Raw genomic sequence first — 26,419 nt, forward strand, 5'->3', positions numbered from 1 at the left:
GACCGGGCCCGCGACCCGCGCTGGGACGGTGGTAGCAGGCGACCGGCGGCGAAGAAACAGGTTTTTCCCACCCGCCGCGCGTTTTCCGGGGGCCATGTTGATTGCGCCACAAGCGGGGTAAGGCCGCCCGCCGGGAGATGTGGGATCAACGCGCCTTGCGGTCCTGAAGCGATGTATCGTGAGAAAATCTCACTCTCGTTAAAATTGTGTTAACAGATTGTTAACGCGTGCAACGGGCACTCCTGGTGCGGCGGGCCGTCAGATCCCGCGGACATCCGCCTGTTTGGCGATTGAGGCACCGCGATTTCGCTCGGCCGATGCGCGGAGGCGAGCGTGCGCCGAGGGTCTTGCGAGGCCGGGTCAGGGGTGACGCCAACCAGCGACTCACTGGAAAGTGAGTCTCTTGTGTATGCGCAGACACGTGAAAAACGTAGTGATTATGCTTAACTGCACAATAATTGTGCACGGTTTTGGTCTGCATAGAAAGTCAGTTTGCCACCTTTGGTAGACCGCTTTCCGGGCCTCGGTCACCAATGCGGGAAGATTTCACTACCTCTGGATGAGTTTGGCGAGATCGCCATAATATCGGCGGAAATCAGCCAAATTTCGCTTGCGTGACGGTCACCGATCCCTTCACGATGCGGGCAATTTCATAGGAAGGCACTTCCGTGCGCAGGTTTGGTAACGGGTAGCGTGCTGCTGGTTGAGAGCTTCTTTCAACTATAGGTAGTTTTTTGTCGCACGTTTTCCAGACACTTGAATTTTGCTCGATGCAATGCGCGCGGGCGTGCAGGTATTCATCTGGAGGACGGACCCGTGGCCGTAACGAACACTTTTTCTGCAAGCACACTTGATCTCAATGGAGTCGTCGGACTGTCGCAGCCGACCGCTCTGGTCTGGGGGCCCGACGGGCGGCTCTATGTCACAGAAGTCGACGGCGATGTGAAGGTTCTGACCGTCGCCTTCGGCGATCCGGATCCGAATGACGCCGACAACACCGCGCAGTTCTATGTGACCGACGCGGTGCTCGTGCCGGACATCAAGAACATTCCGAACTTCAACGACAATGGCACCAGCGCGCCGCAGAACCAGCGGCAGGTGACCGGTATCGACGTGACCGCACAATATGATGCGAACGGCGATCCGATGACGCTGCCGGACGGGACGCCGATGGTGACGATGTATGTCACCTCCTCCGACAACCGGATCGGGGCAGGGGGGTCGGGCAATGACGCGGGGCTCGACACCAACTCCGGTGTGATCACCAAACTGACGCAGACCGGCCCGAACAGCTGGGACGCGGTGGATATCGTGCGCGGTCTGGCGCGGTCGGAGGAGAACCACGCCACGAACGGTCTGGAGGTCATTCAGGAGATTGACGAGACCACCGGCAAGCTGATCAGCGAACGGATGATCGTGTCGAGCGGTGGTAACGCGAACACGGGCGCGCCGTCGAACAACTTTGCCGGCCAGCAGGAGCAGCCCTACAGCGGTGCGCTGCTGGAGGTGGATCTGGATGCAATCAACGCGCTGACGCCGTTTGAGGACCCGATCACGGGCCGGATGGTTGCCTATGACCTGCCGACTCTGGATGACCCGACGCGCCCGGGCACGGACGATAACAATGACCCCTTCGGCGGCAACGACGGTCTGAACTCGGCCAAGCTGACCGCGGACAGCCCGGTTCAGATCTATTCGGCGGGCTATCGGAACGCTTATGACGTGGAAGTCACCGACGACGGCCGCGTCTTTACCTATGACAACGGGGCGAACAACATCTGGGGTGGCCGCCCGATTGGTGAGCCTAACTTCCTTGATAGTCTCTATATTGCGCTCAATCTGAACAACGGCGACGGAAATGTGAACGACGATATCAACGTCGAGGCGTTCAACCCGTCGAACAACGATTCGCTGCATGAGGCGACCCGTTCGGACGACCTGGACGGGCGCGAGCTGTCTGCCGGCAAGGGCGGGCCGCAGCTCTACGACTGGGATTACGGCGACGGGCAGGGCACCTTGCAGCTGGTCTATGGCGGGCATCCGAACCCGACGCGGGCGGAAGGCTCGCGCGCGGGTCTGCTGTTCTCGCCCGAAGCGGGCACGGACAATGCGTTCCTCATGGTGTCGAACGAGGACAGCTTCGGCAATGGTGGCGACAGCGACTATGACGAGGTCATCGCCTGGCTGACCGAGGTCGAAAACAACAACACCGACTATCCGGATGTGTTCAACCAGTCCGGCCAGCGCATCTACGGGGCGGATCCGGGCGATCTGACCAAGAAGGTCATCGCCATGACCCCTGGGGTTGCCTACGATATCTACCTGATGCCCGATGGATCCGCCGAGATCCGCCCCGAGGGCACCACGACCGGTCTGCCGGTCGGCGGCCAGTACATCGGCACCTCGGGTCTGCCGGCGGATATCGCCGATATCGTCTCGGCGCCGAACCCGATCGAGGGAAACTACCTCGAGGCGGGGTCGGAAGACGGCTCGCTCGACTTCGGCAAGGGCTCGGTCAACGGCCTGGCGGAGTACACCTCGACCATTCTGGACGATGGCAACACCAAGATGTCGGGCGCGCTGCTCGCCACATCGCTGAACCAGGGCCAGATCTACGTGATCGGGCGCGACGAGAACGGTGTGGTGCAGACCAATGACAGCGGCACCTTCACCCAAGCCGCGGATCGCACCACGCTGCAGGCGGGCGGCGGCCCGCTCGGCATTGCGACTCTCGGCGACGATGTGGGTCAAAAAGGCCTGAATTTCGCCTTTACAGGCTCGATCTGGGTCGCGACGTTCAACCAGAACGGGCCCCTGATCGAAGTCTTTCAGCCTGAAGGCGTTGGCCTGCCACTGGCGGGCGCGGATATCGTCGATGAGGAAGACAATGACCTCGACGGCGTGAAGGATATCGACGATCCCTTCGAGTACAGCCCCGAGAACGGCTATCAGCTGTCCGCGGGCGAAACGATCGAGATCGACTTCAACCCGCAGAACACCAATTTCCCGATTTCGCTGTCGGGCACCGGACTTCTGGGCGCAGCACTGGACGGTGTGACGCCGAACCAGGATGCCCGCTCGGTTGAGGAAGGCTTCAGCGGCGACCAGCTGCAGGACGGTTTGTTCGACAACGGTCAGAACATCCTGCCGGGCGGCAACGCGCCGATCCTGAAGATCAAGACGGTTGTGGATGGCTCGGTCGTGGGGTCGGACAACGATGCGCGCGACGTCATGCAGACCGGTTTCCGCCCCGATCCGGAGGTGGATCGCATCGCGCTGACCATGTCGACGGCGAACTGGATCCCCTCGCGGGTCAACAGCCCGCTGGAGGGCCAGCTCTCGGGCATCATGTTCGGCGACGGAACGCAGTTCAACTTCCTGCGCGCGGTTTACGGCGGCGTTGAAGGCGGTGTCGGTTTCGAGGTGGGCGTCGAGATCGGCGATGCGAATTACACCAAGCTCGCCACCGTTCTGGTCCCCGGGCTGAATGACGGCAACAATGAAGTGGTCGACCTGCAGATTATGATCGACCAGGGCAACAATTACGCGGTCGAGGTGGGCTATCGTTTCGGCACCGAAGGCGATTTCATCCCGATCCCGCTGAATGGGGGGGCAGGCTACAATCTGCCGGCGGGCGTGCTGCAAGACGTGCTGAACGGCGATCATACCGTGCAGTCGACGGGCGGCCCGGTGCTGACCTCCGGTGCGGCGGTGGGCTTCCTGGCCGAAGACGTGCCGGGTGGCGATCTGACCGATGTGGATTTCTTTGGCCTGAAGATCGAAAGCCTGCCCAACGAGCTGGCGGCCAATGACGCGGCCAGCGTCGGACAGCAAGGCACCGACGGTGCGGATGTCATCATTTACGACGGCACAGAGACTGATCTGGCGCCGCTGGACGACACGGTCGAAGATTTCGACGGCACCCAGTCGTCTGCCGATTACAATGTGACCGGCAACGACAATGACAACGTTTTCAAGGTGGGTGAAGGGGCCAATACCATCACCACCGGCGCGGGTGCCGACAGCATCCAGGGCACCAAGGCCCAACTGAACGGCGACACCATCACCGATTTCACAACCGACGATGAGGTAATCATCAACGGTGTCACGGTGAATGACATCACCGTGGGCTTCGAGGTCGGCTCGGCGGTTGTGGTGATTGACGGGGACACCCGCATCACCTTTGACGGGCCCGATTTCGCGGATTTCCAGGCGGAGGATGGCAACGACATCTTCGAGTTTGAGTCGGTCGCGGGGGGAGTCCGTCTTGTGACCAAGGATCCGCTGACCCCGGTGATCGCGATCAACGCAGGTGGCGACGACGTGCCAGGCCAGACCCTGCGCGAGCAGACCGTCAACTTCGTCTCGGACGGTCCCGGCGCACCGAAGACGGGCTTTACCGTCACGGGCGACTACAAGGCCTATTCCAGCGGTGCGTCGAACGCCTTCGACTTCCCGGGGACCGAGCTTGACGATGTGCTCAAGAACGAGCGGTCGTCGGCTTCGGAGGCCAATTGGGGCTATGCGATCGACGTGCCGAACGGCAACTACCTGGTCGATCTGATCTATGCGGAGATCTTCCACGACCTGACCGCAAACAATGGTGACCCGGCAGGCAAACGCGAGTTCGATGTGTTCATCGAAGGCGACCAGGTCGAAGACAATTACGACATCATCGACGACGCGGGCGCCTCCGGCACCCAGGTGATCAAGACCTATCAGGTGACGGTCACCGACGGGGTGCTGGAGATCGAGTTCAACAAGGAGGTCGATCAGGCGAAGCTCTCGGGCCTCGTGGTCTGGGCCGTTGGCGGCAGCTTCGAGCCGCCCGCCGATGAGACCGCGCCCGAGATCGCGGAGATCTTCGTCGAGAACCCGCCGAGCGTTCAGGACGGTCCGCGCGACGCGATTGTCACGCTGACCGACAACGCCGGGTTCGAGGCCGCCGATTTCGCGGGCCTCGACGGCTCCGAGCTGGTGTTCAGCGGCATCGTGCCCTCCTCGGTTGCGGCCCCCACGGTCGATATTTCACCGGACGGCAAGACGGCGACGCTCACCTATGAGCTGCAGCCGCCCACCGATACCAACGCCTGGCCGCTCGGACAGGGGCAGATCAGCATCGCCGCGGGCGCCTATGGCGATGCAGCGGGCAACACAACTGCTGCGGCGGATGGGGTCTTCTTCGTCGAGCCGAACCTCGACAATCTGATTGCAGGGGATGTGGCGCTGGCCATCAACGTCGGCCCGACCGCCAACACCATCGACACTTCGCTGGAGGGGACCGACAAGAACACCTACGGCGGTGCGATCACCGGTGATACGATCATCAACGGGATCAATCTGGAGGCGGATGATCCGAGCTATTACACGCCGACCACCAAGACCGGCAGCAACATCGACGGCAAGTTCGGTCCGACCGGCTCGAACCCCGCGCTGGACGGCTCGGCCCTGCACACCTATCGCGACGCGGCCTCGGGCTCGTTCACGGCGACATACCCGATTGAAAACGGGATCTATGTGGTCGAGCTGTGGTTTGCCGAGCTCTTCCACTCCACCGCGGGCAACCGCCAGGGCGACTACACCATCAATGGTGAAGAGTTCGCGATGGACTTCGATGCCTTCACCGAGGCGGGTGCGGCCGATACCGCGGTCAAGATCACCAAGAACGTGGTGGTGACCAACGGTCAGATCGTCATCGACGTGAATGCCGACACCGGAGAGCCCGGGTTCAACGCGATTGTGGTCTATGATGCGATCCCGTCGGATCTGCCGCCCACGATCTCCGTGGCTGATGTGTCGACCGCGGAAGGTGAGGATGCAACCATCACCTTCAGCCGGATCGGCGATCTGAGCGAGGACGTGACGGTTGAGTATGCGCTTACGGATGTGGATACCGATGCCAGCGACTACGGCACGGCCACGCCGGCGACGGTGACCATTCTCGCGGGTCAGACCTCGGCGACGGTCACACTGCCGATTGTCGATGACGAAGACGAAGAGGCCGCCGAGAGCCTCACCGTCAGCATCACGTCGGTGTCGAACACTTCGAACGATGCGGTGATTTCGGCGACCGGTGGCAGCGCCACAGTGACCATCGCGGCGAGCGATCCGAGCACCGATCTGCCCGAGGGCGGAACGCTGCTGGCGCTTGACTTCGAGACGGCGGGCGATCCGCTGGTCGAGGGTGGTTTCGACACCGTTCTTGGTGGGGCCACCGCGCTGGAGGCCGAGAAGATCTCGATCGTCGGCGGCAAGCTGGTCGTGAACACCTCGCATGGCGATCTGTCGAATGTGCCGACCGATGCCTCGAAGAACGATCTGGTCAAGGCAGTCGATCTGTCGGATGCGGGGGTGAACGACATCATCATCTCGACGGCCTTCGACAACCCCTTCACGGCGGCCTACCTGACGTCGATCGGTGCGACGGGCGATACGATCCCGAACTACAAGCAGCAGGGGATCATCATCGCGACCGGCGATCCGGCGACGAACCAGAACGCCGATCAGTTCATGAAAGTCGTCTATGGCGGCGGCGGCGGCACGCAGACGCAGATGTGGTCGCAAACCTCCGTCGACCAGCCGGTCAAGCTGACCGCGGTGAGCGCGGCGGCCGCGGCACCCTTCGCGAATGCGGATGTGGCCCGCGTCGAACTGGCGCTGATCATCGACAAGGCGGCTGGCACGATTGCGCAATTCGTGACCTACCTCGATGGTTCTGGCGCGATCCTGGGGGGAGTCCGTCCAGTGCCGACACCCGGGTTTGCGACAGCCGAGGCCCAGCCGATCCCGGCGGCGCTGCTGACGGCGATCACCAACGGCACCTCCGTTGTGGGTGTGACCTCGACCGACTTCGGCGGTGCGGAGGCCGCGGCCGACAGCTTCCCGGCCACGTGGGACTTCGTGAACGTGACCTCGCCGCAGGTCGCCGATCCCGAAGGCCCGGACGCGGTGAACGGGACGCTCTATGTCGACTTCTCCGACGACGGCCTTGCGCCGACGGATGTGGGCGCCCTGGCGAACGGCAGCAACATCGTCGTGGCCGAGCAGGTGGGCGATGATGATGGCCCGCTGGGTCGTGACCGTGACTACTTCACCTTCGAGGTGCCGGAAGGCCAGGTGCTGACGTCGATCCTGGTGACCGGCTTCCAGAACCAGGAGCCGACAGATACCGCAGGCTTCGTGGGGCTGCAGGAAGGCACGCAGATCACAACCGATCCGGTGACGGGTGCGGGCTTTGGCGATCTGCTGGGCGGCGCGATCTACACGGATGGCGACGATATCCTGAACCTGATGTCCCAGGGGGGCGATGTTCAGGGCTTCAACTTCCCTGGCTTCGGCCTGCCGCTGGAGGCGGGCAGCTACACGATCTGGCTGAACCAGGGGGCGGATCTGCCGACCACGGTCACGCTGGACTTCGTGCTGGCCGACCGGCCGGCGGATGTGACCTTGTCGATTGCCGATGCGGGCAATGTGGTCGAGAACGGCGACTTCGGCGTCACCGTGCTGGGCTTCGAGCTGACCGCAAGCGACGGCTTCGACGGCACGCTGACCGTGACCTATGACACCGCCATCGACACCGGGCTGACGCAGGATGTCACCTTCGTGGGCGGCGTCGGCACGCTGACCGTGCTGGTGGACAACGACGATGTGGACGACGGGGCCGAACCGGTGACCGTGACGCTCACATCGGCTGTGGATGCCATCGGCACCGAGACGGTGGAAATCGTCAGCGGATCCGAGAGCGGCAATGGCAGCGTGGTCGAGGATGACGGACCGCTCGCGCTGGTGCGCGGCAATGTTGTCTATGCCGTCAACGCGGGCGGACCGGCTCTGACCCAGGACGGTATCGACTTCGAAGCCGGGGACAATGCGACCAACGGCGCACCCTTCACCGGTGGCCAGCTCTATGACGATGTCGGCAACGGCGGCGGCGCGAACGGCATCCAGCCCGATTTCACTGGGACCATCTACCAGACCGAGGTGAACTCCGGCCCCGCCGGCGACAGCACGCCGGGCTTCTTCGATGCAAACCTCACCTTTGACGGCATCGATCCGACCAAGAGCTACTTCATCGATCTCTACTTTGCCGAAATCTTCACGACCGACCCGAACGCGCGGGTCTTCGATGTGGTGATCGAGGGTCAGGCGCCTGCCGCTGGCAGCGTGCTCGACGACATCAACCCGCTGCTGCAGAGCGGTAACATCAATGCGCCGGTCATCATCGAGGTGCCGGACCCGGTCACGCCGGGTGCCAATGGCACCATTGATCTGTCGTTCGTCACGGAACTCGACCGTGCGAAGGTCAGCGCCATCGTGATCCGCGAAGCGGTCTCGCCCATCGCGGCGACACCCGGCGACGTGGTTTTTGCCGTTAATGCCGGCGGCGGCGCCTTCACCGACGAGAGCGGTGTTCAGTATGAAGCCGATGCCGCGTCGAACTGGAACCCCGAAGCCAATACCTCGGCAGACGCCGGGGCGAACCTTCCGGCCAATGGTGACTATACGGGCGATGGGATCGGCAATGCCGATGACACCGTCTATATCACCGAACGCTGGGGCGGGTCGGGGACTGCACCTGATCTGACGTTCACGCGCGATGGGATCCCGGCGGGCGAGTACTTCCTGACCATCAAGCTTGCGGAAATCTTCAACCCGCTGCTGACCAATGGCAACAGCCGGATCTTCGACATCACGGTGAACGGTGTTCAGGTCGCGGACGATCTGAACCTGCTGGCCACAGCCGGTATGGACGTGGCCTCGGACATCGAAGTCATGGTGACCATTGCCGACGAGGGCAACGGAACCGGAACCCTGACAATTGCCGGCGATCCCTCCGCCGACAACGCCAAGTTCAGTGGGTTCATCCTGCGGGAGGCCGTTGTCGATGTGCCGACAACGGATGTGACGATCTCGGTCGCGGATCTCGAGGCCGAGGAAGACGGCGGTGTTGCGAATGTGGTCTTCACCCGCGAGGGCGATACCACGTCGGATGTCACCATCACCTTCGCCCTTGCCGATGGCACAGGCGTTGCGGGTGTCGACTATGAGGTGCCTGCCTCCAACACCGTGACCATTCTGGCCGGTCAGACCACGGCGACAGTGCCGGTCACCCTCATCGACAATGACGCGGATACTGAGGTGAAGGACTTCACGGTCACGATCACCGATGTGGACGCGGCAGGCGGCGAGTCCGCCAGCCTCGGACAGGGGTCCGCGACGGTCACCATCGACGATGACGAGGACTTCGATCCGGCGGATATCGATGGCGACGGCGTGATCAACTATGTCGATCCGCTGGCCTATGATGGCGACAACGGGTTGGGCAATGTGCTGGGTGTCGGCGGCTCGTTCCGTCAGGACTTTGATGTCGATACCACGGATGTCTTTGACGCAGATGGGGGTTTCACCGGCATTCTGGTCAACACCGTCGGCTTTGTTCCGCCGGGCACGAGCGAGACCGATCCTTACGGTGACCGGACCACGGAGCCGGTTTTTGACGGCGGTGGTAATCTGATCGAAGGCGCCGAAATCAAGGACGGCGCGCTGAAAATCGTGGCGACCGAGACGGATACCTTTGGCAGCGGGACACCGACCAATCAGAGTAACCAGGTCAAGGACAACTATGTCCGCGGTGCGGATGTCACCGGCGTTGACCTCTTCTCGGTTGAGGCAAAGGCGGCCAACCCCTGGCCGACCATCACAAGCGGTCAGACCGGATTGCAGTTTGCGTCGCTTGGCATCACGATTGGCGCGGGCGGCACCGACGACTGGGTCAAACTGGTCTATGGTGTGCGAGACGGCGGCGTGACCGTCGAGTTCGCATCGCAAGGTTCGCTGACCTCGGGCAACCAACTGGTCCCGGTGACCTATCCGGTCGACGCCACCGAAGCGGCGGCGGATCTGGTGTTCCGCTTCGATGTCAACAAATCGAGCACCACGGTGGGTTTGGAAGGTCTTCCAACGCTCACAGGCTATGTGACGTTGCTCGATAGTGCCGGCAATGAACTTCAGACGGTGAGCACCGATGAGAAGGTCATCACCGGGTCGCTTCTGTCCTCGCTCAATGGTCAAAACCCATTGACCGGAGGAACAGGCGGCGTGACCTATGGTGTGTCCGTCACGGAATGGGCCGGTGGCACCGGGAACAGCTTCACCGGCGAGTGGGACTACCTGGAAATCTCGGCACCGGACAATGCGCCGGAAGTGGATGCGGGGGTCACGGACCAGGTCGCGACGGAGGCGAGCGAGCTCGACTTCACGCTGCCCCTGGATGTCTTCAAGGACGACAACGGTGTCGCGAACCTGACGCTTTCCGCGACGCTGGACGATGACAGCCCGCTGCCGGCGTGGCTGAGCTTCGATCCGGACACGGGCCGCTTCCTCGGCACGCCCGCCGATGGCGATGGCAGCATCACCGTCAAGGTCACGGCGGACGACGGGACGAATCCGCCTGTCTCCACCACCTTCGAGCTGACCGTCAACGACATCCCCGGACCGTTCATCTGGTCCCGCGATGCGGATGAGGACGGTGTCGGCACCCCGACCGATCAGATCGAGGCCTATGACCAGCCGGACGGCTATGTGCTGGCCAGCCTAGGCACCGACGATGACGATACGGACCCGACCGTCTACGAGGGCGCGCCCGAGATCAACGACGGCAAGGACAACGATCAGGACGGCGACATCGACGAGGACAACGCCGACCCGGTTGCGGGGGCCGACAGCAAGACCGGCATGCCGGACAAGGCCGTCACCTTCACCCGGACCGAGCTGATGTCGAACGACAGCGACGCCGACGGCGACGCGCTGAGCTTCAGCATCGTGCCGGACAGCGGCGTGTCGGGCACCGTGTCCTATGACGCGGGTTCAGGGATCGTGACCTTCACGCCGGATGCGGGCTACACCGGCCCGGCGAGCTTCGAGTATCGGATCGCCGACGCCTTCGGTGGCGAGACCACGCAGACGGTCTCCATCGAGATCAGCGCGGACGCGGGCACCAACGCCACGCCTGTGGTGATCGCCAACGACGATGTCAGCAGCTACGGCTCGCAGGATGCGGTCGAAGGCGACATGATCGTGGATGAGGAGACCCAGGTGGTGACCCTGCAGGGCAACGCCTGGAAGAAGGTCGCCCTCGACGGCGGTCTGACCACGATGGGGCCACAGACGCTGAGCCTGCTGGCCGAGAGCGGTCTGACCATCACCGAGGGCATGGTTCTGCGGTTCACGGTGAACTCGCCGGACATCCCGGAACTGATGGCAATCGGCTTCGACAACGACGAGGACTTCCGCAACCCGGGCACCGCGTTCTTCCAGCTCGGCGGCACGCAAAGGGTCGGTGACTGGAACCAGACCTATCGCGTCTACGACGAAAGCGTTCTGGGCACCGATGTGACCATCGAGATCGCGCTGGATGCCTATGTCGGCATGCAGTTCTCGAACATGGTGTTCATCAATGACCAGGACGCCAACCCCACGGCGGGCACATCGATCTATTCCAACATCGAGATCGTCACGCCGTCGGATGTGAACAGCGCCCCTGTTGCTGCGGAAGACGATCTTGTGATGGAGTCCGACGCGGCCCTGGTGATCGCGGCCAGCGAGCTTCTGGCCAATGACAGCGACCCGGATGGCGACCTGCTGACCATCACGGCCGTGGGCAACGCCGTGAACGGCACGGTCACGCTACAGAACGGTCTCATCACCTTCGAGGCCGACGCGGATTACGACGGACCGGCGAGCTTCGAATACACCATCGAGGATCCGTCTGGCGCCTCGTCGGTCACCACCGTGGATATCACGGTGCTGCCGCCGGGTGGGGGGGACATCGAGAAGGACATCAACTTCAACGACAACCCGATCGAATCCTACGACCGGCAGGACTCCAAGCCGGGCGCCGGCTTCGAGATCTCGCCCGCAGGCGACAGCCTGACGCTGGATGGCAACGTCTGGAAGAAGACCGCGATCACCGATGGCCCCTACGAGGTCACCGAGAACACGGTGCTGCGCTTCGAGATGACCATCTTGAACGACAGCGGCGAGATCGTCGGCATCGGTCTGGAGAACGACAATTCGTTCCGGAGCGCCAACGACGTGCTGTTCCAGCTCTTCGGCAGCCAGAACTTCGCGACCTGGTCCAAGCAGGACTACAACGGCCAGTACGGCACCGTCGGTCAGCCGACCGCCTATGAGCTCTCTCTGGCGGATTACGCCGGGCAGTCGTTCCAGACGCTGGCCTTCATCAACGACGATGACGCAAACGGCACGTCGGCCGTCCAGTTCTCCAATGTGAAGCTGGTCGAAGTGCTGATCACCGATCCGGGCGACACCAATGCGCCAGAGATCTTCGGTGGCGAAATCGCCGATCAGGTGGTCACCCAGGATGCGCAGTTCGAGATCGACCTGCCGTTCTTCGACACCGACACGCCATTCGAGGATCTGACCTTCAGCTTCGTCAACCTGCCGGCCTTCGTGACCGAGGAGGATGGCCTGCTGACCGGCACGCCGACCAATGACGATGTGGGCGAGTACGACATTGCGGTCACGGCCACCGATCCGGAGGGCAACTCCACCACGGGGACCTTCACGCTCACGGTCGAGAACGTGAACGACGCGCCCGTGGTCACAGGTGTCTATGAAGATGTCGAGGCGATCATCAACAGTGAGATCGTGCTGGCGCTGCCGGACGGGCTCTTCGAAGATGTCGATGTGGGCACCGTTCTCACCTACGCGGCCGAAGGGCTGCCGGAGGGTGTCACGATCGACGCGGCTACCGGCGAAATCTCTGGCACGCCGACGGAAAGTGGCGACTTCGAGATCACCATCACGGCCTATGACGGCCCTGTGGGCGATCCCGGCACCCTGTCCGCCTCGACCAGCTTCACCATGGATGTGGCCAGCGGCCCGCCGCGCGAAGCGGTTCTGATCGAGGCGGAAGACTTCACCGCCTTCACCGATCCGAACGAGGCCTTCGAGGGGTTCTTCCGCAGCTTCGCCGGCCCGGCCTCCGGGCAGCAGGTGATCCGGGTGCCGGTGGGAGGCGATGGCTTCATCTCCACCGATCTGGACGCCGCAGGCGTGGTGCCGGGCTTCTACGACATCGCGGTCATCCACTTCGATGAAAGCGACGGCGCGGCGACGGTCACCATCAAGATGGATCTCGGCGACGGCAGCGATCCGGTCGATATCGGCTCTTTCGTCATGAACAAGACGGCTGTCGAGCTTCCGGGCCAGGGCAATGGCACGCAGGCGGCGAACATCACCTCTGCGGTCTTCCCGACGGTCAACATCCCGGCGGGCGCCAAGCTGATCATCGAGGGCCAGGCCCAGGGTGGCGAGGTGTTGCGGATCGACGCGGTGCGCTTCGACCCGATCGAGAACACGCCGCCGGCGATCAGCACGCCCGCCGAGGCGACCGTGGATGAGGGCACGCTGCTCGCAGCGGATGTGGACGCCACCGATCTGGAAGGCTCGGAGGTCACCTACGCCATCGTCGGCGGTGCGGATGCGGCGCTCTTCACCATCGACCCGGTGACGGGGGAGGTCTCCTTCGTGACGGCGCCCGACTTCGAGGCGCCCGGCGATGCGGATCAGGACAACGTCTATGACGTGGTGGTCTCGGCCAGCGATGGCGACGTCGCCTCCGAGCAGGCGCTTGTCATCACCGTTGCCAATGTCGAGGAAGCACCGGAGTTCAGCAGCCCAACCGAAGTGGATGCGGCCGAGAACGACACCGCAGCCGCGACTGTCGCGGCGGTGGACCCGGATGGTCTGTCGGTCACCTACGCGCTTGCGGGCACCGGTGCGGATGAGGCGCTCTTCGCGGTCGATCCCATCACCGGAGTGGTCACCTTCCTGACAGCGCCGGACTTCGAGACCCCCGGCGATGCCGATCAGGACGGTGTCTACGAGGTGTCGGTCACGGCAAACGATGGCACGTCTCAGACGACCACCGATCTGCAGATCACGGTCACCGACGCCAATGACGCGCCCGTGGCCGACCCGGCACCGGAGGCACAACCGGCCATCATCGACGCGCCGCTGTCGCTCTCCATCGTGGGGCTGTTCTCAGATCAGGACATCGGCGACACGCTCACCTACACGCTGATCAGCGGAGCGCCTGCGGGCATTACCGAGGTCGACGCGAATGGCAATCTGGTTGGGACACCGACCGAGATCGGCCTCTTCAGCGTGGTGATCGAAGCCACGGACGGCACCGAAACCGTGCAGGCGACACTGCCACTGAATGTGGACGCGGCCGACAACACCTTCGGTCCGGTGGCGCCCTCGCAAGACCTCGACGGCGACCTGGTGATCAACTCGCTCGATGACGATGTCGATGGCGACGGGATCCTCAACGAGGCGGACAGCTTTGCCTATGACGCGGACAACGGCACGTTGCTCGCCGATGGGGAAAGCATCGAGCTCACCTTCGACGTGAACGGCACGCCCTATCAGAACGGCTTCACCGGTCTGTTGCAGGCGGGTCTGGCAGGCTCGTCGGCCCTCAAGGACTTCGACGAGGACACCGGCGCGACCAGCGTCGCGGGCGGCCTGCTGACCACAGCCACGACCACGGGGGACACCGGAGGCACCAATACGCCCGAAGATGACTTCCAGCTGGGCGTGAAGAACGCCGACTTCACGGTCGAAGCGCGGGTGATCAACCCGTTCGAGACCACACCGGCGGTCAGCTTCGACCAGATCGGGATCCACGTGGGTGTCGACAGCACGGACTTCGTGAAATTCGTCTTCGGCAACACGGTCGAGTTCTCTTCGCGGACCGACGATGTCGAGGCGAAGGCCACAGGCGGCAACCAGCCGTTGCCGGCCGTGCTCACCGGCACCGCGGACTTCTCGGCGGTCGACATCACGCTGACGGTGAACTCCACCAGCGCGACGGCCGCGACGATCACGGCGGTGGCGACCTTCCTCGACACCAATGGCGACCCGATTGCGGGCGCCTCGGGGGTCAGCTTCGGCTCGCTCAACGTGACCGGAGCACTGGCGGCCGCACTGGCGGATGAAACCGTCGGTGTCGGCACCGGCTTCACCCATGTGCATGCCGGATCGAGCAGCTCGTTCAACGCGCAGCTCGACAGCTTCAAGGTCACGGCCACGGATGGCGGCTCGGTCGATCCGTCGAATGCCCTTGCGGTCTTCGATGGGGAGGACGACCTCTTCACCGGCAACTCCTACGGGACCGATGAAGTGGGCTCGGCGGTGCTCGAAGTGATGACGGGCAACAACAACATCCAAAGCTCGAACTTCGGCCAGAACTCCTTCCAGCTGACCAACACCGGTGACAAGAACATCGCAGCCGTGTTCATCGACGTGAGCACAGCGCTCTATCCCGACAGTGTCTTCGACCCTGACGGGGCGGGCGGCGACAATGCGTTCAAGCCTTGGGGGATCAACTCCGGCGGTGCCGAGACCGGAGCCTCCATCACCGGCGGCACGGGCGGCTACTTCCTGCCCGGTCAGGACCCGCTGGCCAACACCACAGGCACCGGTCAGGCGTCGAACGGCGGCTTCAAGGGAGCGATCGTCAAGTTCACCAACTTCAATAACGGTGAGACGGTCGGCTTCTCCGGCGACATGGATCCCAACTCCCTCGCCGGGCTGGACAAGGGCGGCAGCAACGGTGTTGACACCAACGCCATCAACGGCTGGGACGCGGGCGGCATCTCGGGGCACGAGATCATCGGGTCGACCTTCACGATCCTCTTCGATGACGGCACCACGGCCACCGGTCAGCTCGCCAGCGACGGCAGTGCAGCCGGCTCGCAGGGTGTGGCCTCGGAAGCGGGCTTCGCCTCCGACGCGCCGACACTGGTGGTCAACGGCTTTGCCGCAGGCGAGGTCGGCACCTATGGTGGCGAGCAGCCGACCATCCTGGTCACCGGCGATCCGGGCGCCATCGTCCGCATCACCATGACCAAGGGCTTCGACCCGGTCGGCAACACCGCGAACGGCATCGACGCGCTGGTCGAGGACCGTCTGGAGCGCTACGACTTCAAAGCCTCCAACGCCTTCGACGCCCAATCCGTCGATGTGACCATCGGCCCCGACGGGACCTTCGATGCGACCGGTCTCTTCGACTATGACGACAACCTCGCCTACAACGGTACCTTCGCAGGTGACGATGTGGCCGAGATCGGGTTCGTCGCCGTCGTCGTGGATCCGTCGCAAGGCAACCTGCCGGTGAGCCCGGTCACCAAGCCGATCTACCTCGCCAACGAGGGCGGTCCGGTGGAAGGTGACCCGGTCGGCAACGACGGCACCAACGCGCTGGAGGTCTTTGCCGGCGAAACCGACCTGATCACCAACGCGACCTACGCGGACGGCGTGACCGGTTCGGCGGTGCTCGACATCATGGCCGGCGTCAGTGACATCGACGGCTCGAACTTCGGCGCGAACTCCTTCCAAGTCACCAATACCGGTGGCAAGAAGATCTCCGCCGTGTTCATCGATGTCAGCGATGCGGTCTACCAGGATGCGGTCTTCGATCCCGATGGGGCCGGCGGCGACAACGTGGCCAAGCCCTGGGCGGTCAACTCCGCAGGCGGCACCGGTGCCTACATCAGCGGTGGCACCGGCGGCTACTTCCTGCCCGGTCAGGACCCGCTGGCCAACACCACGGGCACCGGCCAGCCATCGAACGGCGGCTTCAAGGGGGCGATCGTCAAGTTCACCGACTTCGACACCGGTGAGACGGTCGGCTTCTCCGGCGACATGGATCCCAACTCCATCGCGGGGCTGCTGAAGTCCGGTGTGGATGCGGGTGCCACCGACAGCTGGGACGTGGGCGGCATCTCGGGACACGAGCTCATCGGATCGCGGTTCACCGTGCTCTTCGATGACGGCACCACCGCCTCGGGCCAACTCGGCAGCGATGGCAGCGCCTCGGGCTCGCAAGCGCTCGCCGATCAGGGCCTGACCAAAGCCACGACGCCGACCCTCGAGGTCAATGGCGTGGCGGCCGGCGGCACGGGCACCTACGGCGTGACGCAACCCACCATCATCGTCACCGGTGATGTGGGCGACACGGTGCGGATCACCATGACGAAGGGCTTCAACCCGGTGGAGAACACCGCCAACGGGATTGCGCAGCTCGTCGAGGACCGGTTGGATCGCTATGACTTCAAGGCGAACAACAACTTCGACAGCCAGTCCGTCGATGTGGTGATCGGCCCCGATGGCACCTTCGACGCCACCGGCCTGTTCGACTACGACGACGCGGTCGCCAACAACAATGCGGATGGCACCTTCCCGGGTGACGATGTGGCACAGATCGCCTTCGTCGCCAGCGTGATCGACACGTCGAACAACGACCTGCCGATCAGCGATCTGACGGCTCCGATCGTGTTGACCAACCAGGGCGGGCCGGTGACGGGTGATCCGGTGATCCCGATCGACGGCTACTTCGAGATCATCAACAACACCCGCTTCAAGATCCAGATCGAGGATGAGAACGCCAATGGCGGGACCACCCCGGGCGGTTTGTGGACCTATCTCGATGCGCCGGATGGCCTAGGGCGTCAGTCCGGGTTCCAGGGGGATGGCTACTATCTCTTCGGGTCGAACACGAGTACCGCCATCACCGGGGTCTCGAATGCGGCGACGCTGGAGTACACCATCTTCATCCCGGAGGAAGCGGTGGGTGTCTATACCTTCAACTTCCGCGTCTCACGGGACGGGGTTGCGGCCGGAGATCAGCAGAACGATCTGTGGCTCAACTTCAAGAAGTTCGGCACCAGCGAGACCATCGAGGAGTACCTGACCGAAACCACTGACGAAGCGGAACCGACAAGTCAGGGCTTCATCAAGGTCTTCGGTGGTCCGAACAACGGGACTTGGGGCAACGCCAACGGCGTCGACGGTCTGCCGGGCAACTTCCCGGCGCAGATCGAAATCACCGAAGGTGGGCTCTACACCATCGAGGTCGCAGGGCGCTCGCAAGGGTTCCATGTGGACTACCTGGAGCTCTACCAGGGTGGCCAGCCGGGGGCCGGCGCGTCCAACTCCGCCTTCGTCGAAGGCGATCCGGGCGATCCAGTGGATCCGGGCGATCAGATCATCGCGTCCATCAGCGCCTCGTCGGATGATTGGGAAGAGTTCGGCGGTGCCGGCAGCGCGGATCTGGAGTTCGGCCTGAACGGAGCCCAGAGCCAGTCGGTCGGCATGCGGTTCACCAATATCGACATCCCTGCCGATAAGGTGATCGCCGAGGCCTACTTCCAGTTCGAAGCCAATGGCACGGAGACCGGGCCTGCGTCCTTCACCATCGAGATCGAGGCCACCGAATCCGCGGCCACCTACTCGGCGGCGTCGACGCCCGATGACCGGACCTACCTGGCCGAAGACTTCGACTGGAACGATGTCGAGCCCTGGACCGACGGTCAGACCTACCGGACGCCCGATATTGCGGACCTCATCGAGGCAGCAATTGGCGCCGACGGTGTGCTCGATGGTGAACTCGGGTTCCGGATCACGGGGACAGGGGCACGTGCCGCGCACAGCTTCGACTCCGATGGCGAGGCACCCGAACTGGTGATCCTCTTCGAGGAGGACCTGATCGCCTAAGCGACGGGGCACATACCACAGCTGGAGAGAGGCGCCGGGTTCGGCGCCTCTTTTCGTATCGGACATCGGCCCCTTGACGTGCGTAAAATATGCGCATATCTATGCGCATATGCCCGCGACAAGCCGGAAATCGACCAACCTCTCCCTGGACGCCACGCTGCTGCAAGAGGCGCGGGCGCTCAAGGTGAACCTGTCGCGCGCGGCGGAACGGGGTGTGAGGGCGGCCGTGGCTGAGGCCCGCACCGCTGCCTGGCAGGCCGAGAACCGGGGCGCGCTCGAAAGCTCCAACAGCTATGTCGAGACCCACGGGCTGCCGCTGGACCGGCATCGGAACTTCTAGATGGCCCGCCATGATGTCTATCCAAACCCGGAGGGAACGGGCTATATCATTGATTTACAAAGCGATCTTCTCTCAGCCTTGAACACGCGCGTGGTGGCGCCGCTGATGCCGCGGGACAGCGCGCCGCAGCCCGCCCAATGGCTGAACCCGATGTTCGAGATCGAGGGGCAGAGCGTGATCCTCGTCACGCAATTCATGGCCGCCGTGCCCTGCACGCTGCTGCGGACACCGGTCGCCACCCTCGAGGCCGAGCACGCGGCCATCACCCGGGCTGTCGATATGGTGATGCAGGGCTTCTGACCGCGCTCAGCCGCCCGCCCGCAGCAACCCTTCCCGCGCGAGAAGCCCACGCTCCTTCTCTGCAAGCGCGCGCAGCTGCGCCACCCGCGCGCGGCGACGGGCCCGCAGCGTCTCGCGCCCGGTTGTCTCCAGAAACTCCGCCGCGAGCTGTTGCAGCGCGGGCACCCGGGTGCTCGCATCCACCAGCACCTCGATGATCGCACAGATCGCCATGACCTCATCCGCCGTGCCGCGCAGCCGGATGTGATCCTGCGAGATTGCCTCCGAAATCTCCATATACCCCAGCAGCAGCGCGGTCACGGCCTGCCGGTCGGTGGTGCCGTTCGGGCTCTTCAGCTGCGCCGTGCCCGCCCGCATCCGCCGCACCTGCAACGCGTCGGCCACAAAGCGCACGGTGACCCGGTCCTCATCCAGCACCATGCGCGACGTCTGCGCGCCGGCAAGCTTGCGGATCGCCTCGGCGCGGTGGGGTTCCGCTTTTTCAAGGGCTGCGTAAAGCGCCACGATCCAGTCGCGCAGGTGGCGGGGCTTACTCGACATATTCAAACACGCCCGAACCCTCGGCCCGCAGCACCTTCTGGTCAAGACTGGCGACGAGGTGACAGCGCCCCGCCAGCTCGTTGATGAAACCCGAGCCCGGCCGCATCGGATCGGAGAGCAGGAGTTGCGCTGCCGTCTCGGCCTCGAACACCAGCTCGAACCGGGCGATCCGGCTGTCGGCCTGCAAGGTGACACGTGTCGGCAGATCCGGCGCGCGCCGGTCCGGGTGGATAGCCGCCAGCGCGCCGGGCAGGCGCCGCGCCGCGCGGGTGGGCGCCGCCTCATAGCTGAGGCTGATCTGACCGGGCAGAAACCCGTGGACCTTGCTGCCATGCACCAGAAACACATGCGGTGGCCGGCGGTCAAAATGCGCCTTGTCGGTGCCGCGCGCGGCCACGACCGTGATGTTGTCGCTCAAGACCCAGGCCCCCCATTCCCAGGCGACATCCTCGCCCCAGAACCAGCGCCCCCAGTTGTGGTCGTGGTAGCCGCGGGCGTTCTCCAGCGACACCTCCTCACCGTCGAGCCTGAGCCTGCCCGAGAGGGACAGCGCCGGCACCGCGCTCCACCCGATCCAGCCGCTGCCGAATTGCGCGGTGAGGTCCAGCGCGCCGGCCGAGAGCACCGGGCGCGCAATCAGATCCGCTTCGAACCCATCGTCGGGCCGCGCGACCTTGGCGTGCAACGCCGTGCCGTCACGGGTCACCGCCATGGACAGGGTGCTGAGGAACATGGCCTGCGTGTCCACCGTGCTTTCGGCGAAAGAGGCGATCTCGATCCCGCCGATCCAGTCGCCCTGCGCCCCGCTCGCCAGCGCCACACCCACCGCCCGGGCACGCGCATCCCAGGGGGGCCCGTGCAGCGACAGGTTGATCAGCACAACGCGCCCCAGGTCGGGCAGAAAGACGTTAAGATGAAACCAGTCCTTGTAGGCCGCCGCCGTCGGATCGCTCAGAACCGGCGGCCGGAGCACATCGAAATGTGTCACCGCAGGATCGGGCCGCTGTGCACCGCGTCCCCGGGCTCGATGGTGTCGCGCTCGGGCGCACTGCGCGCCAGCGCCTCGACCGATTGCACGATCTCGCGCGAGTGGATCCAGAGGCCCATCAGCGTGTCGATGAAGGTGATCGCGGGTGGCACTGTCTTGGCCTGATGCACCTTGTTCTCCAGCGGTGCCGGCACGTTGTCGATGGTCTCGGCCAGATCGTCGGCCAAGAGCAGCGCCAGATCGTTGCGGATGTGATCGAGCACGGGGGCCGCGGGCATCCCTTCGGTCCAACCGGTCACACGCAGCGCGCTCCAGAGAAGCTCGCCATTGTCCTTCACCGCGCTGGCCTCCAGCGCCCGGCGAATGCGCGCGCCCTCGGCCGTCTTGGAAATCTCGCGGCCCGCCTCGGCGAGCCCCGCGAGCGTTGAGCCAATCACACTGACACCGGAGGTATAATGCAGCGTGATCAGCCGGCTGGCGAGCGAGGAAAACAGGCTCGCGGTGGTGCGCCCTGCATCTTCCGGCGGGTCGATGAGGCGAATGTGTGCGCTACTGGCCATGGGCAGTCTCCTCAAGTAGCTTTTGTGGATTTGCGGGCGACCTTCTTGGCGGCTGCCTTCCGGGTTGCCGCCCTGGGCTTGGCCGCGGCGGGGGTCGCCTTGCGCTTGGTCGCCGGCTGCTTGGCCACCGTCACCTCCAGCGGCACCACCCCGTCGCTGCAGCCATAGATCAGCACCGCCCCGCGATAGACACCCACGGGCATGTCCTTCGGCGCGTCTAGCACCAGCGCGAAGTCCATCACCTCATCGGTCGCCAGCAGCGCCGTGGGCGGTGTAAACGCGGTCTGCGCGAACCAGGTGGCCCCGGTGTCCGACACCAGCGGCGTGATCATCGGGGTAACCATGGAATGCACGCGCTGGCGGTTCTCCACGTTCACGCTCGCCTTGGCCTGCCCGCCCGGGCGCAGCGTGAGCGCCACGCCCGCGCCCTCCACCTGCTGCACGACGGTGCCGGGCGTGACCGGCCCGACGATGCCCTGCAATTGCCGCAGATACTGCATCGTCGCCTGGCTGAGGCTCTGCTGAAACGCGCTTTGCAGCTTCATCAGCTCCTCGAAGGGGCTGGATGGCGTGCTCCCCTGGCCGTGGTCATGTGGCATATCGGTCCCTCTTACTTCAGTCTTGCAATCACGTATTTCAGCACTTCGCGCAGGAATTGGCGGTGGCGGGTCTCAGCCATGAAACTCAGCCCCTCCGCTTCGAACTTCAGAGCGCGGGTGATGAAATCCTGCGCCAATTCACGCCCATGGTCGATCGAGCCTGCCTCGTGCATCGCCTGCAACAGCCAGCGCACCTCGTCTGGCTCCTTCTCGGCGCGCGCTTGGGTCAGCAGCTTTATGGCGCGGCTGCGCTGGCGCTTCGGCGCCGTCCGCAGGAAATGCAGCAGCATGATCGTCCGCTTGCCTTCGTAGAGGTCGCCGCTGATCTCCTTGCCATAGAGCACCTCGTCGGCGGTGAGGTTCAAAAGGTCATCCTGCACCTGAAAGCCAATGCCCGCGAGATAGCCCAGCTCCATCACGTCGATCAGCGCCTCTTCCAGATCGGCGACAAAGGCGGGGCCGGAGCCTGCGACCACGCCCAAGCGCAAAGGCGCGATCATCGTGTACCAGCAGGTCTTTTTGTAGGCCATGCGCAGGTAGTCTTCGCTCTCGAGATCGAAGCGCGCATTGCGGATCCAGTCGAGCTCGATCGCCTGGCCTTCAACGGATTCGCGGCTGAGCCGTTCGAAATCCTTGAGAATCCGCATCGCCTTGCGCACGCCCAGCTGTTCGACGTTGTCCAGGAGCAGCGAGAGGCAGAAGACGAAGGTCGCATCGCCGGTGTTGATCGCAATGGGGACGCCATGGCGCCGAAAGAGCGTCTCATCCCCGCGCCGGAAGTCCGAGATATCCTCGATATCGTCATGCACCAGCGCGCCGTTGTGAAACAGCTCAATGGCGGTCGCGGTGTTTTCGGCCTGCGCCTCGGTGCCGCCCATGCCCTGACAGGCGGCATAGACCAGCGCGGGCCGCAAGCCTTTGCCCACGCGGAACGGATAGTCGCTGATCTGATCGTAGAGCACATCCATCCCCGTTTCGCGGCGCGCATCGAAAAACCGGGTCATCGCCTTTTCGGTCCGGGTCCGTGCGGTGTTGAGGGCCTGCTCGATGAGGGCCCGGTCATAGTCCGGCGTGGTCAAAGGGGTTTCTGCGCGCAGGCGATGCCGAAGCCGGGCACAAGGTCGATCCAGCCGGTGGTCTCGAACCCCGCCGCCTCGAAGAGCGCCATGAACTGCTCGGGCGTGTGAAACCCGATCCAACCCGGATCGGCCCAGAGCGCGAGGCCGGAGGAGCGTTTCACGAACCATTCCGGGCCCGCGTCGATCACCGCGTAGTAGCCGCCGGGGCGCAGCGCACGGAAGATCTCGCGCGTGGCGGCGGGCGGGTCGGGGTAGTGGTGATGCGCCAGGCAGGAGTAGACCAGATCGAACTGCCCGGTGAACACCTCCGGCAAGTCGCCCACGTCGGACTGAAAGAACGCCGTGTTGTCAAAGGCCTTGGCGCGGGCGGAGGCATAGGCCGCGTTGACCATGCCCGCGGCCAGATCAATGCCCACCGCTTCGCCGCCCGGCACCATGCGCGACAGACGGCACAGTTCACGCCCCGCGCCGCAGCCTGCGTCCAGCAGCCGGAAATCCGGCTTGATCCAGGCCGAGAGCTCCTCGACAGCGGCATTCATGATCGGGGTCGAGAAGGGGCGCACATAGGCGTCATAAATCTCGCCCATCCGGTCGAACTCGGAGACCAGCGCGTCGTTCTCGGTCGCGCGGCCCAGCAGCACGGGCTTGGGGTACTTTTTGCTGAAGTGCGGGCCGAGGCCGTTCCGGTCGAGCGGCCGGGGCAGGGCGCCGAGCGTCGTGCGCTCGATCAGCCCGGCGTTGCGGCCCTGTTCATAGGGCTTCATCACCAGCGCGGAATAGAGATGCATCGCCTGCACCAGCACGCCCTCGGCCATGATGCCGCCGGGCGCGCTCATGACGCCTTCGCTTTCGCTTTGGCGGGGGCCCGCAACCGGCGCAGCACCACAGGAATATCCCGGTCGCCGAAGGGCCGCACGCTCACGCTGCCATGGATGTCCTGATCCAGTTTCATCTTCGATGTGGGCTTGCCCTTCAGCGTGAAGACCACCTCCTCGCCATGGGCCACCATCCGCCCTGCGGGTTCCGCGATCACGCCCGCCGCCTTCAGGCTCTCCGAAACCTCCGGATCGGCGGCGACCTCCTGCCCGGTGTTGTTCGTGACCGCAAAACTGGCCGCCGCCTCCTTGCCCGCAGGGGCAGCAAGGATCAGCGGCTGAATCGCCGGCACCGCCGGTTGCGGCTGCGGTGCCGTGGGGCGGCGCGCGTCCTTGTCCAGCCCCTGTTCGGCCAGATCGCGCAGGGCCCCCAGATAATCGCGTGTGACGTCAAACAGCCCGGAATAATACTTCATGTTCAGGCGCACGGCCTGGCTCAAAATGTCTTTCATCTGTGAGTTCGACATGGATCACCCTTTGATCCCTGTCCCGGGGCGCACCGACCGCCCGTAACAGGGTCGGACGCAATAGAAATGATCGTACCAGTGATGCTCGTAGTCGGGCTGATCGAAGACCTCGATGCGGTGACAGCAGGCGCGCTCGGACTTGCCGACCTCGATGGTCCAGCGCAGGTAATGGCTGTTGCAGCCCACCACCCAGATCAGCGCCTCGAAGTCGGCGCAGTGCACGCCATCGTCGAGCTTGGTGTCGAACTCCGCCCGCACGGTGCGCCGCTCCTTCGGACCCAGCGAGAAACTGTTGGGCGTCAGCTTGACCCGGCCCGCATCCGGACCCGCCGCGGCCAGCGTGAAGTTGCGCGGGCGGAAATCGGTATTGGTGATGCGGATCTCGACGATCCCGGTGCTGCCCGCGCAGAGCTGGCAGTGCACCTCGCCGAGGTCTTTCGGCATCCAGCAGGGCTCGGGGATCTCGCAGCAGTTCGAGGCCTGCCCTGCGGTGAGCGAGGACAGAAACCGCTGCGCCGTGTCGGTCAGGCTGTCGACCAGCTCGCCCGTCAGGTCCATCTGCCGCACCATCATGTCCGACATGGCGTCCATACTCTCGCGCATGTCCTGCGTGGTCATCTTGCTCTTCTTCATCGGCGGTCCCTTTCTATTTCGGAGCGCTCAGGGTCAAACGGGCCACGAGCCGCAGGTGCGGCATCACGATCGTGGTGTGAAAGCGGCGGCCCGCACCCAGCTGCGTGGCCGGGTTCAGCGGCTCGGGCAGGGTGAACTCGCCCGCCAGATCGCGCTGCGCGCCGGGGGCCAGTTCTCCCTTGTCCTGCGCCGTCAGCTTCAGCCGCATCAGCCCCAGGTACGAGCGCCGCAGCCCGAGAATGAACTCGCCGAAGACCTCCAGCGGCGCCTCGGCCTCCGCGCCGTAGGCCGCCGAGAAGGCACCCGCCAACCCGTCAGATGCAAAGAGCCCGCCAACGCCACCCGCCGGAACCGGCAGGGGCACATTGCCCCGGTTCGCGACCGTGAACTGCACCTTGAGGCGGTCGCCCGGCCGTCCGGTCAGGCTGACCGACCGGGGCGCGAGCCGCAGCTTCTCCCGGACCGGCACATCGACCGTCACCGGGTATTCCCCGTCCTCGGTCACAAGCGTCGCCTTGTGCACACCCGGCGGGGCAGAGCGGCCGATCCGCGCGGCGATCCGTGTCTGACCCTTGCGCGGCAGCAGGCGCGCGCGCAACTCGGCCCCCATCTCTTTCTTCAAGGCGCCGCCCAGTTTCAGAACGCCGGACTGCGGCGCGGCGACCTGAAACGCCCCGATGCCGCGCCCCTTGCGCAGCGTGATGCCCTCGGTCAGCTCAGCCATCGTCTTCGATGAGCTCTATGCGGCTGACATTGCCCGCGATCTCGCCCGCGTTGCCCGGCGGGCCACAGATCTCGCAGGGATTGGGCGTGTAGTCCTCGGTGATCACCTGCGCTTCGCCACAGAGATTGATGGCCAGCAATTCGTTTCCAAGCAGTGACAGACCCACCTTGAAATTCGCGGGCAGATGCGCGCGGATCGCCGGGATCTCCTTGATCCGCAAGGAAAAATCTATGGGGTCGACTCCCAGTTGCACTTTGGGCAGCTCGGTCACGCCGATCCTGATCTCGGGCAGCTCGCGCACGCGGAGCTCGATGGTCGGCAACTCCCGCACACGCAGGCTCGTGTCGAGCGACACATCGCCGTCGATTGAGGTTCCGCCGCTGAGGTTGAGATCGATGTCGAAATCGTCAGGTACATCCACGCCCATGGCAGTCTCCTTCTAGAGGTCGGGCTGAGAGGGTGACATAAGGTTAACAGAAAATTAAGAGTCTGCGAAGTCCCGCGCAAAATCGGCCCCACAATCGCAGCCACGCATCCGCTCCAATCCCCCGACAGACCCTCTATTTTGTAAGTATGAAAGCGATCACCATGCGCCGCGTTTCGGACCTATGAATTAGCATAACTAAGCTTATCCGAGTGATGCGTGTACGCGGGTGGATTCACATCCGAAGTGCAAATTCTGTATCAAAACAGAACGTTGCACGGAGGCTTATGAATGGGACGCTGTTA

Annotated in this window: 13 protein-coding genes; 3 read left to right on the forward strand and 10 right to left on the reverse strand. The window is 64.1% G+C overall.

Features of this window, described 5'->3' with window-relative positions; all coding sequences use genetic code 11:
* The first annotated feature begins 816 nt into the window (after positions 1-816).
* The 3 genes from MUB52_RS21265 to MUB52_RS21275 all read left to right on the forward strand — a co-directional run bounded on the left by MUB52_RS21265 (position 817) and on the right by MUB52_RS21275 (position 19,225).
* Positions 817-18,585: a malectin domain-containing carbohydrate-binding protein gene (locus tag MUB52_RS21265; protein ID WP_263846164.1), complete on the forward strand. Its 17,769-nt coding sequence runs from the start codon at positions 817-819 to the stop codon at positions 18,583-18,585.
* Between the two features lie 73 nt (positions 18,586-18,658).
* Positions 18,659-18,925 carry a type II toxin-antitoxin system CcdA family antitoxin gene (locus tag MUB52_RS21270; protein WP_263846165.1) on the forward strand — a complete coding sequence of 89 codons (267 nt, stop codon included), beginning with the start codon at positions 18,659-18,661 and terminating at the stop codon, positions 18,923-18,925.
* A complete protein-coding gene (locus MUB52_RS21275; protein ID WP_263846166.1) occupies positions 18,926-19,225 on the forward strand; it encodes a CcdB family protein in 300 nt (99 codons plus the stop codon). It abuts the gene before it with no gap.
* A gap of 6 nt (positions 19,226-19,231) precedes the next feature.
* On the opposite strand, the gene MUB52_RS21280 is transcribed toward MUB52_RS21275, so the two are convergent.
* From MUB52_RS21280 to MUB52_RS21325, 10 genes are read right to left on the reverse strand one after another with little or no spacing between them, the layout of a single operon-like run.
* A complete protein-coding gene (locus tag MUB52_RS21280) occupies positions 19,232-19,765 on the reverse strand; it encodes a hypothetical protein (protein WP_263846167.1) in 534 nt (177 codons plus the stop codon).
* Complete coding sequence (locus tag MUB52_RS21285; RefSeq protein WP_263846168.1) at positions 19,755-20,753, reverse strand: hypothetical protein; 999 nt, start codon at positions 20,751-20,753, stop codon at positions 19,755-19,757. The genes MUB52_RS21280 and MUB52_RS21285 overlap by 11 nt, the downstream gene beginning before the upstream one ends.
* A complete protein-coding gene (locus MUB52_RS21290) occupies positions 20,750-21,313 on the reverse strand; it encodes a hypothetical protein (protein WP_263846169.1) in 564 nt (187 codons plus the stop codon). Before MUB52_RS21290 ends, MUB52_RS21285 begins: the two co-directional genes overlap by 4 nt.
* Before the next feature lie 11 nt (positions 21,314-21,324).
* The gene (locus MUB52_RS21295; protein ID WP_263846170.1) at positions 21,325-21,912 is read right to left on the reverse strand and encodes a hypothetical protein; all 588 of its coding nucleotides are present in this window, start codon (positions 21,910-21,912) and stop codon (positions 21,325-21,327) included.
* Between the two features lie 11 nt (positions 21,913-21,923).
* Positions 21,924-22,991, reverse strand: a complete 1,068-nt coding sequence (locus MUB52_RS21300; protein WP_263846171.1) for a polyprenyl synthetase family protein — start codon at positions 22,989-22,991, stop codon at positions 21,924-21,926.
* Entirely contained in the window at positions 22,988-23,827 is an 840-nt protein-coding gene (locus tag MUB52_RS21305) for a class I SAM-dependent methyltransferase (protein WP_263846172.1), read from the reverse strand. The genes MUB52_RS21300 and MUB52_RS21305 overlap by 4 nt, the downstream gene beginning before the upstream one ends.
* A complete protein-coding gene (locus tag MUB52_RS21310) occupies positions 23,824-24,318 on the reverse strand; it encodes a hypothetical protein (protein WP_263846173.1) in 495 nt (164 codons plus the stop codon). The genes MUB52_RS21305 and MUB52_RS21310 overlap by 4 nt, the downstream gene beginning before the upstream one ends.
* Positions 24,319-24,336: 18 nt before the next feature.
* The gene (locus tag MUB52_RS21315) at positions 24,337-24,966 is read right to left on the reverse strand and encodes a hypothetical protein (RefSeq protein ID WP_263846174.1); all 630 of its coding nucleotides are present in this window, start codon (positions 24,964-24,966) and stop codon (positions 24,337-24,339) included.
* A gap of 13 nt (positions 24,967-24,979) precedes the next feature.
* Positions 24,980-25,690, reverse strand: a complete 711-nt coding sequence (locus MUB52_RS21320) for a COG1470 family protein (protein WP_263846175.1) — start codon at positions 25,688-25,690, stop codon at positions 24,980-24,982.
* Complete coding sequence (locus MUB52_RS21325; RefSeq protein ID WP_263846176.1) at positions 25,683-26,117, reverse strand: hypothetical protein; 435 nt, start codon at positions 26,115-26,117, stop codon at positions 25,683-25,685. The genes MUB52_RS21320 and MUB52_RS21325 overlap by 8 nt, the downstream gene beginning before the upstream one ends.
* Positions 26,118-26,419 lie beyond the last annotated feature (302 nt).

This window comes from Roseobacter sinensis, from assembly GCF_025755255.1.
GTDB classification, from domain to species: domain Bacteria; phylum Pseudomonadota; class Alphaproteobacteria; order Rhodobacterales; family Rhodobacteraceae; genus Roseobacter; species Roseobacter sinensis.

Excerpts from the sequence above, each read along its gene's own strand:
- MUB52_RS21275 (WP_263846166.1), top strand. The coding sequence starts at position 18,926 with ATGGCCCGCCATGATGTCTATCCAAACCCGGAGGGAACGGGCTATATC.
- MUB52_RS21290 (WP_263846169.1), bottom strand. The coding sequence starts at position 21,313 with ATGGCCAGTAGCGCACACATTCGCCTCATCGACCCGCCGGAAGATGCA.
- MUB52_RS21310 (WP_263846173.1), bottom strand. The coding sequence starts at position 24,318 with ATGAAAGACATTTTGAGCCAGGCCGTGCGCCTGAACATGAAGTATTAT.
- MUB52_RS21305 (WP_263846172.1), bottom strand. The coding sequence starts at position 23,827 with ATGAGCGCGCCCGGCGGCATCATGGCCGAGGGCGTGCTGGTGCAGGCG.
- MUB52_RS21280 (WP_263846167.1), bottom strand. The coding sequence starts at position 19,765 with ATGTCGAGTAAGCCCCGCCACCTGCGCGACTGGATCGTGGCGCTTTAC.
- MUB52_RS21325 (WP_263846176.1), bottom strand. The coding sequence starts at position 26,117 with ATGGGCGTGGATGTACCTGACGATTTCGACATCGATCTCAACCTCAGC.
- MUB52_RS21315 (WP_263846174.1), bottom strand. The coding sequence starts at position 24,966 with ATGAAGAAGAGCAAGATGACCACGCAGGACATGCGCGAGAGTATGGAC.
- MUB52_RS21320 (WP_263846175.1), bottom strand. The coding sequence starts at position 25,690 with ATGGCTGAGCTGACCGAGGGCATCACGCTGCGCAAGGGGCGCGGCATC.
- MUB52_RS21295 (WP_263846170.1), bottom strand. The coding sequence starts at position 21,912 with ATGCCACATGACCACGGCCAGGGGAGCACGCCATCCAGCCCCTTCGAG.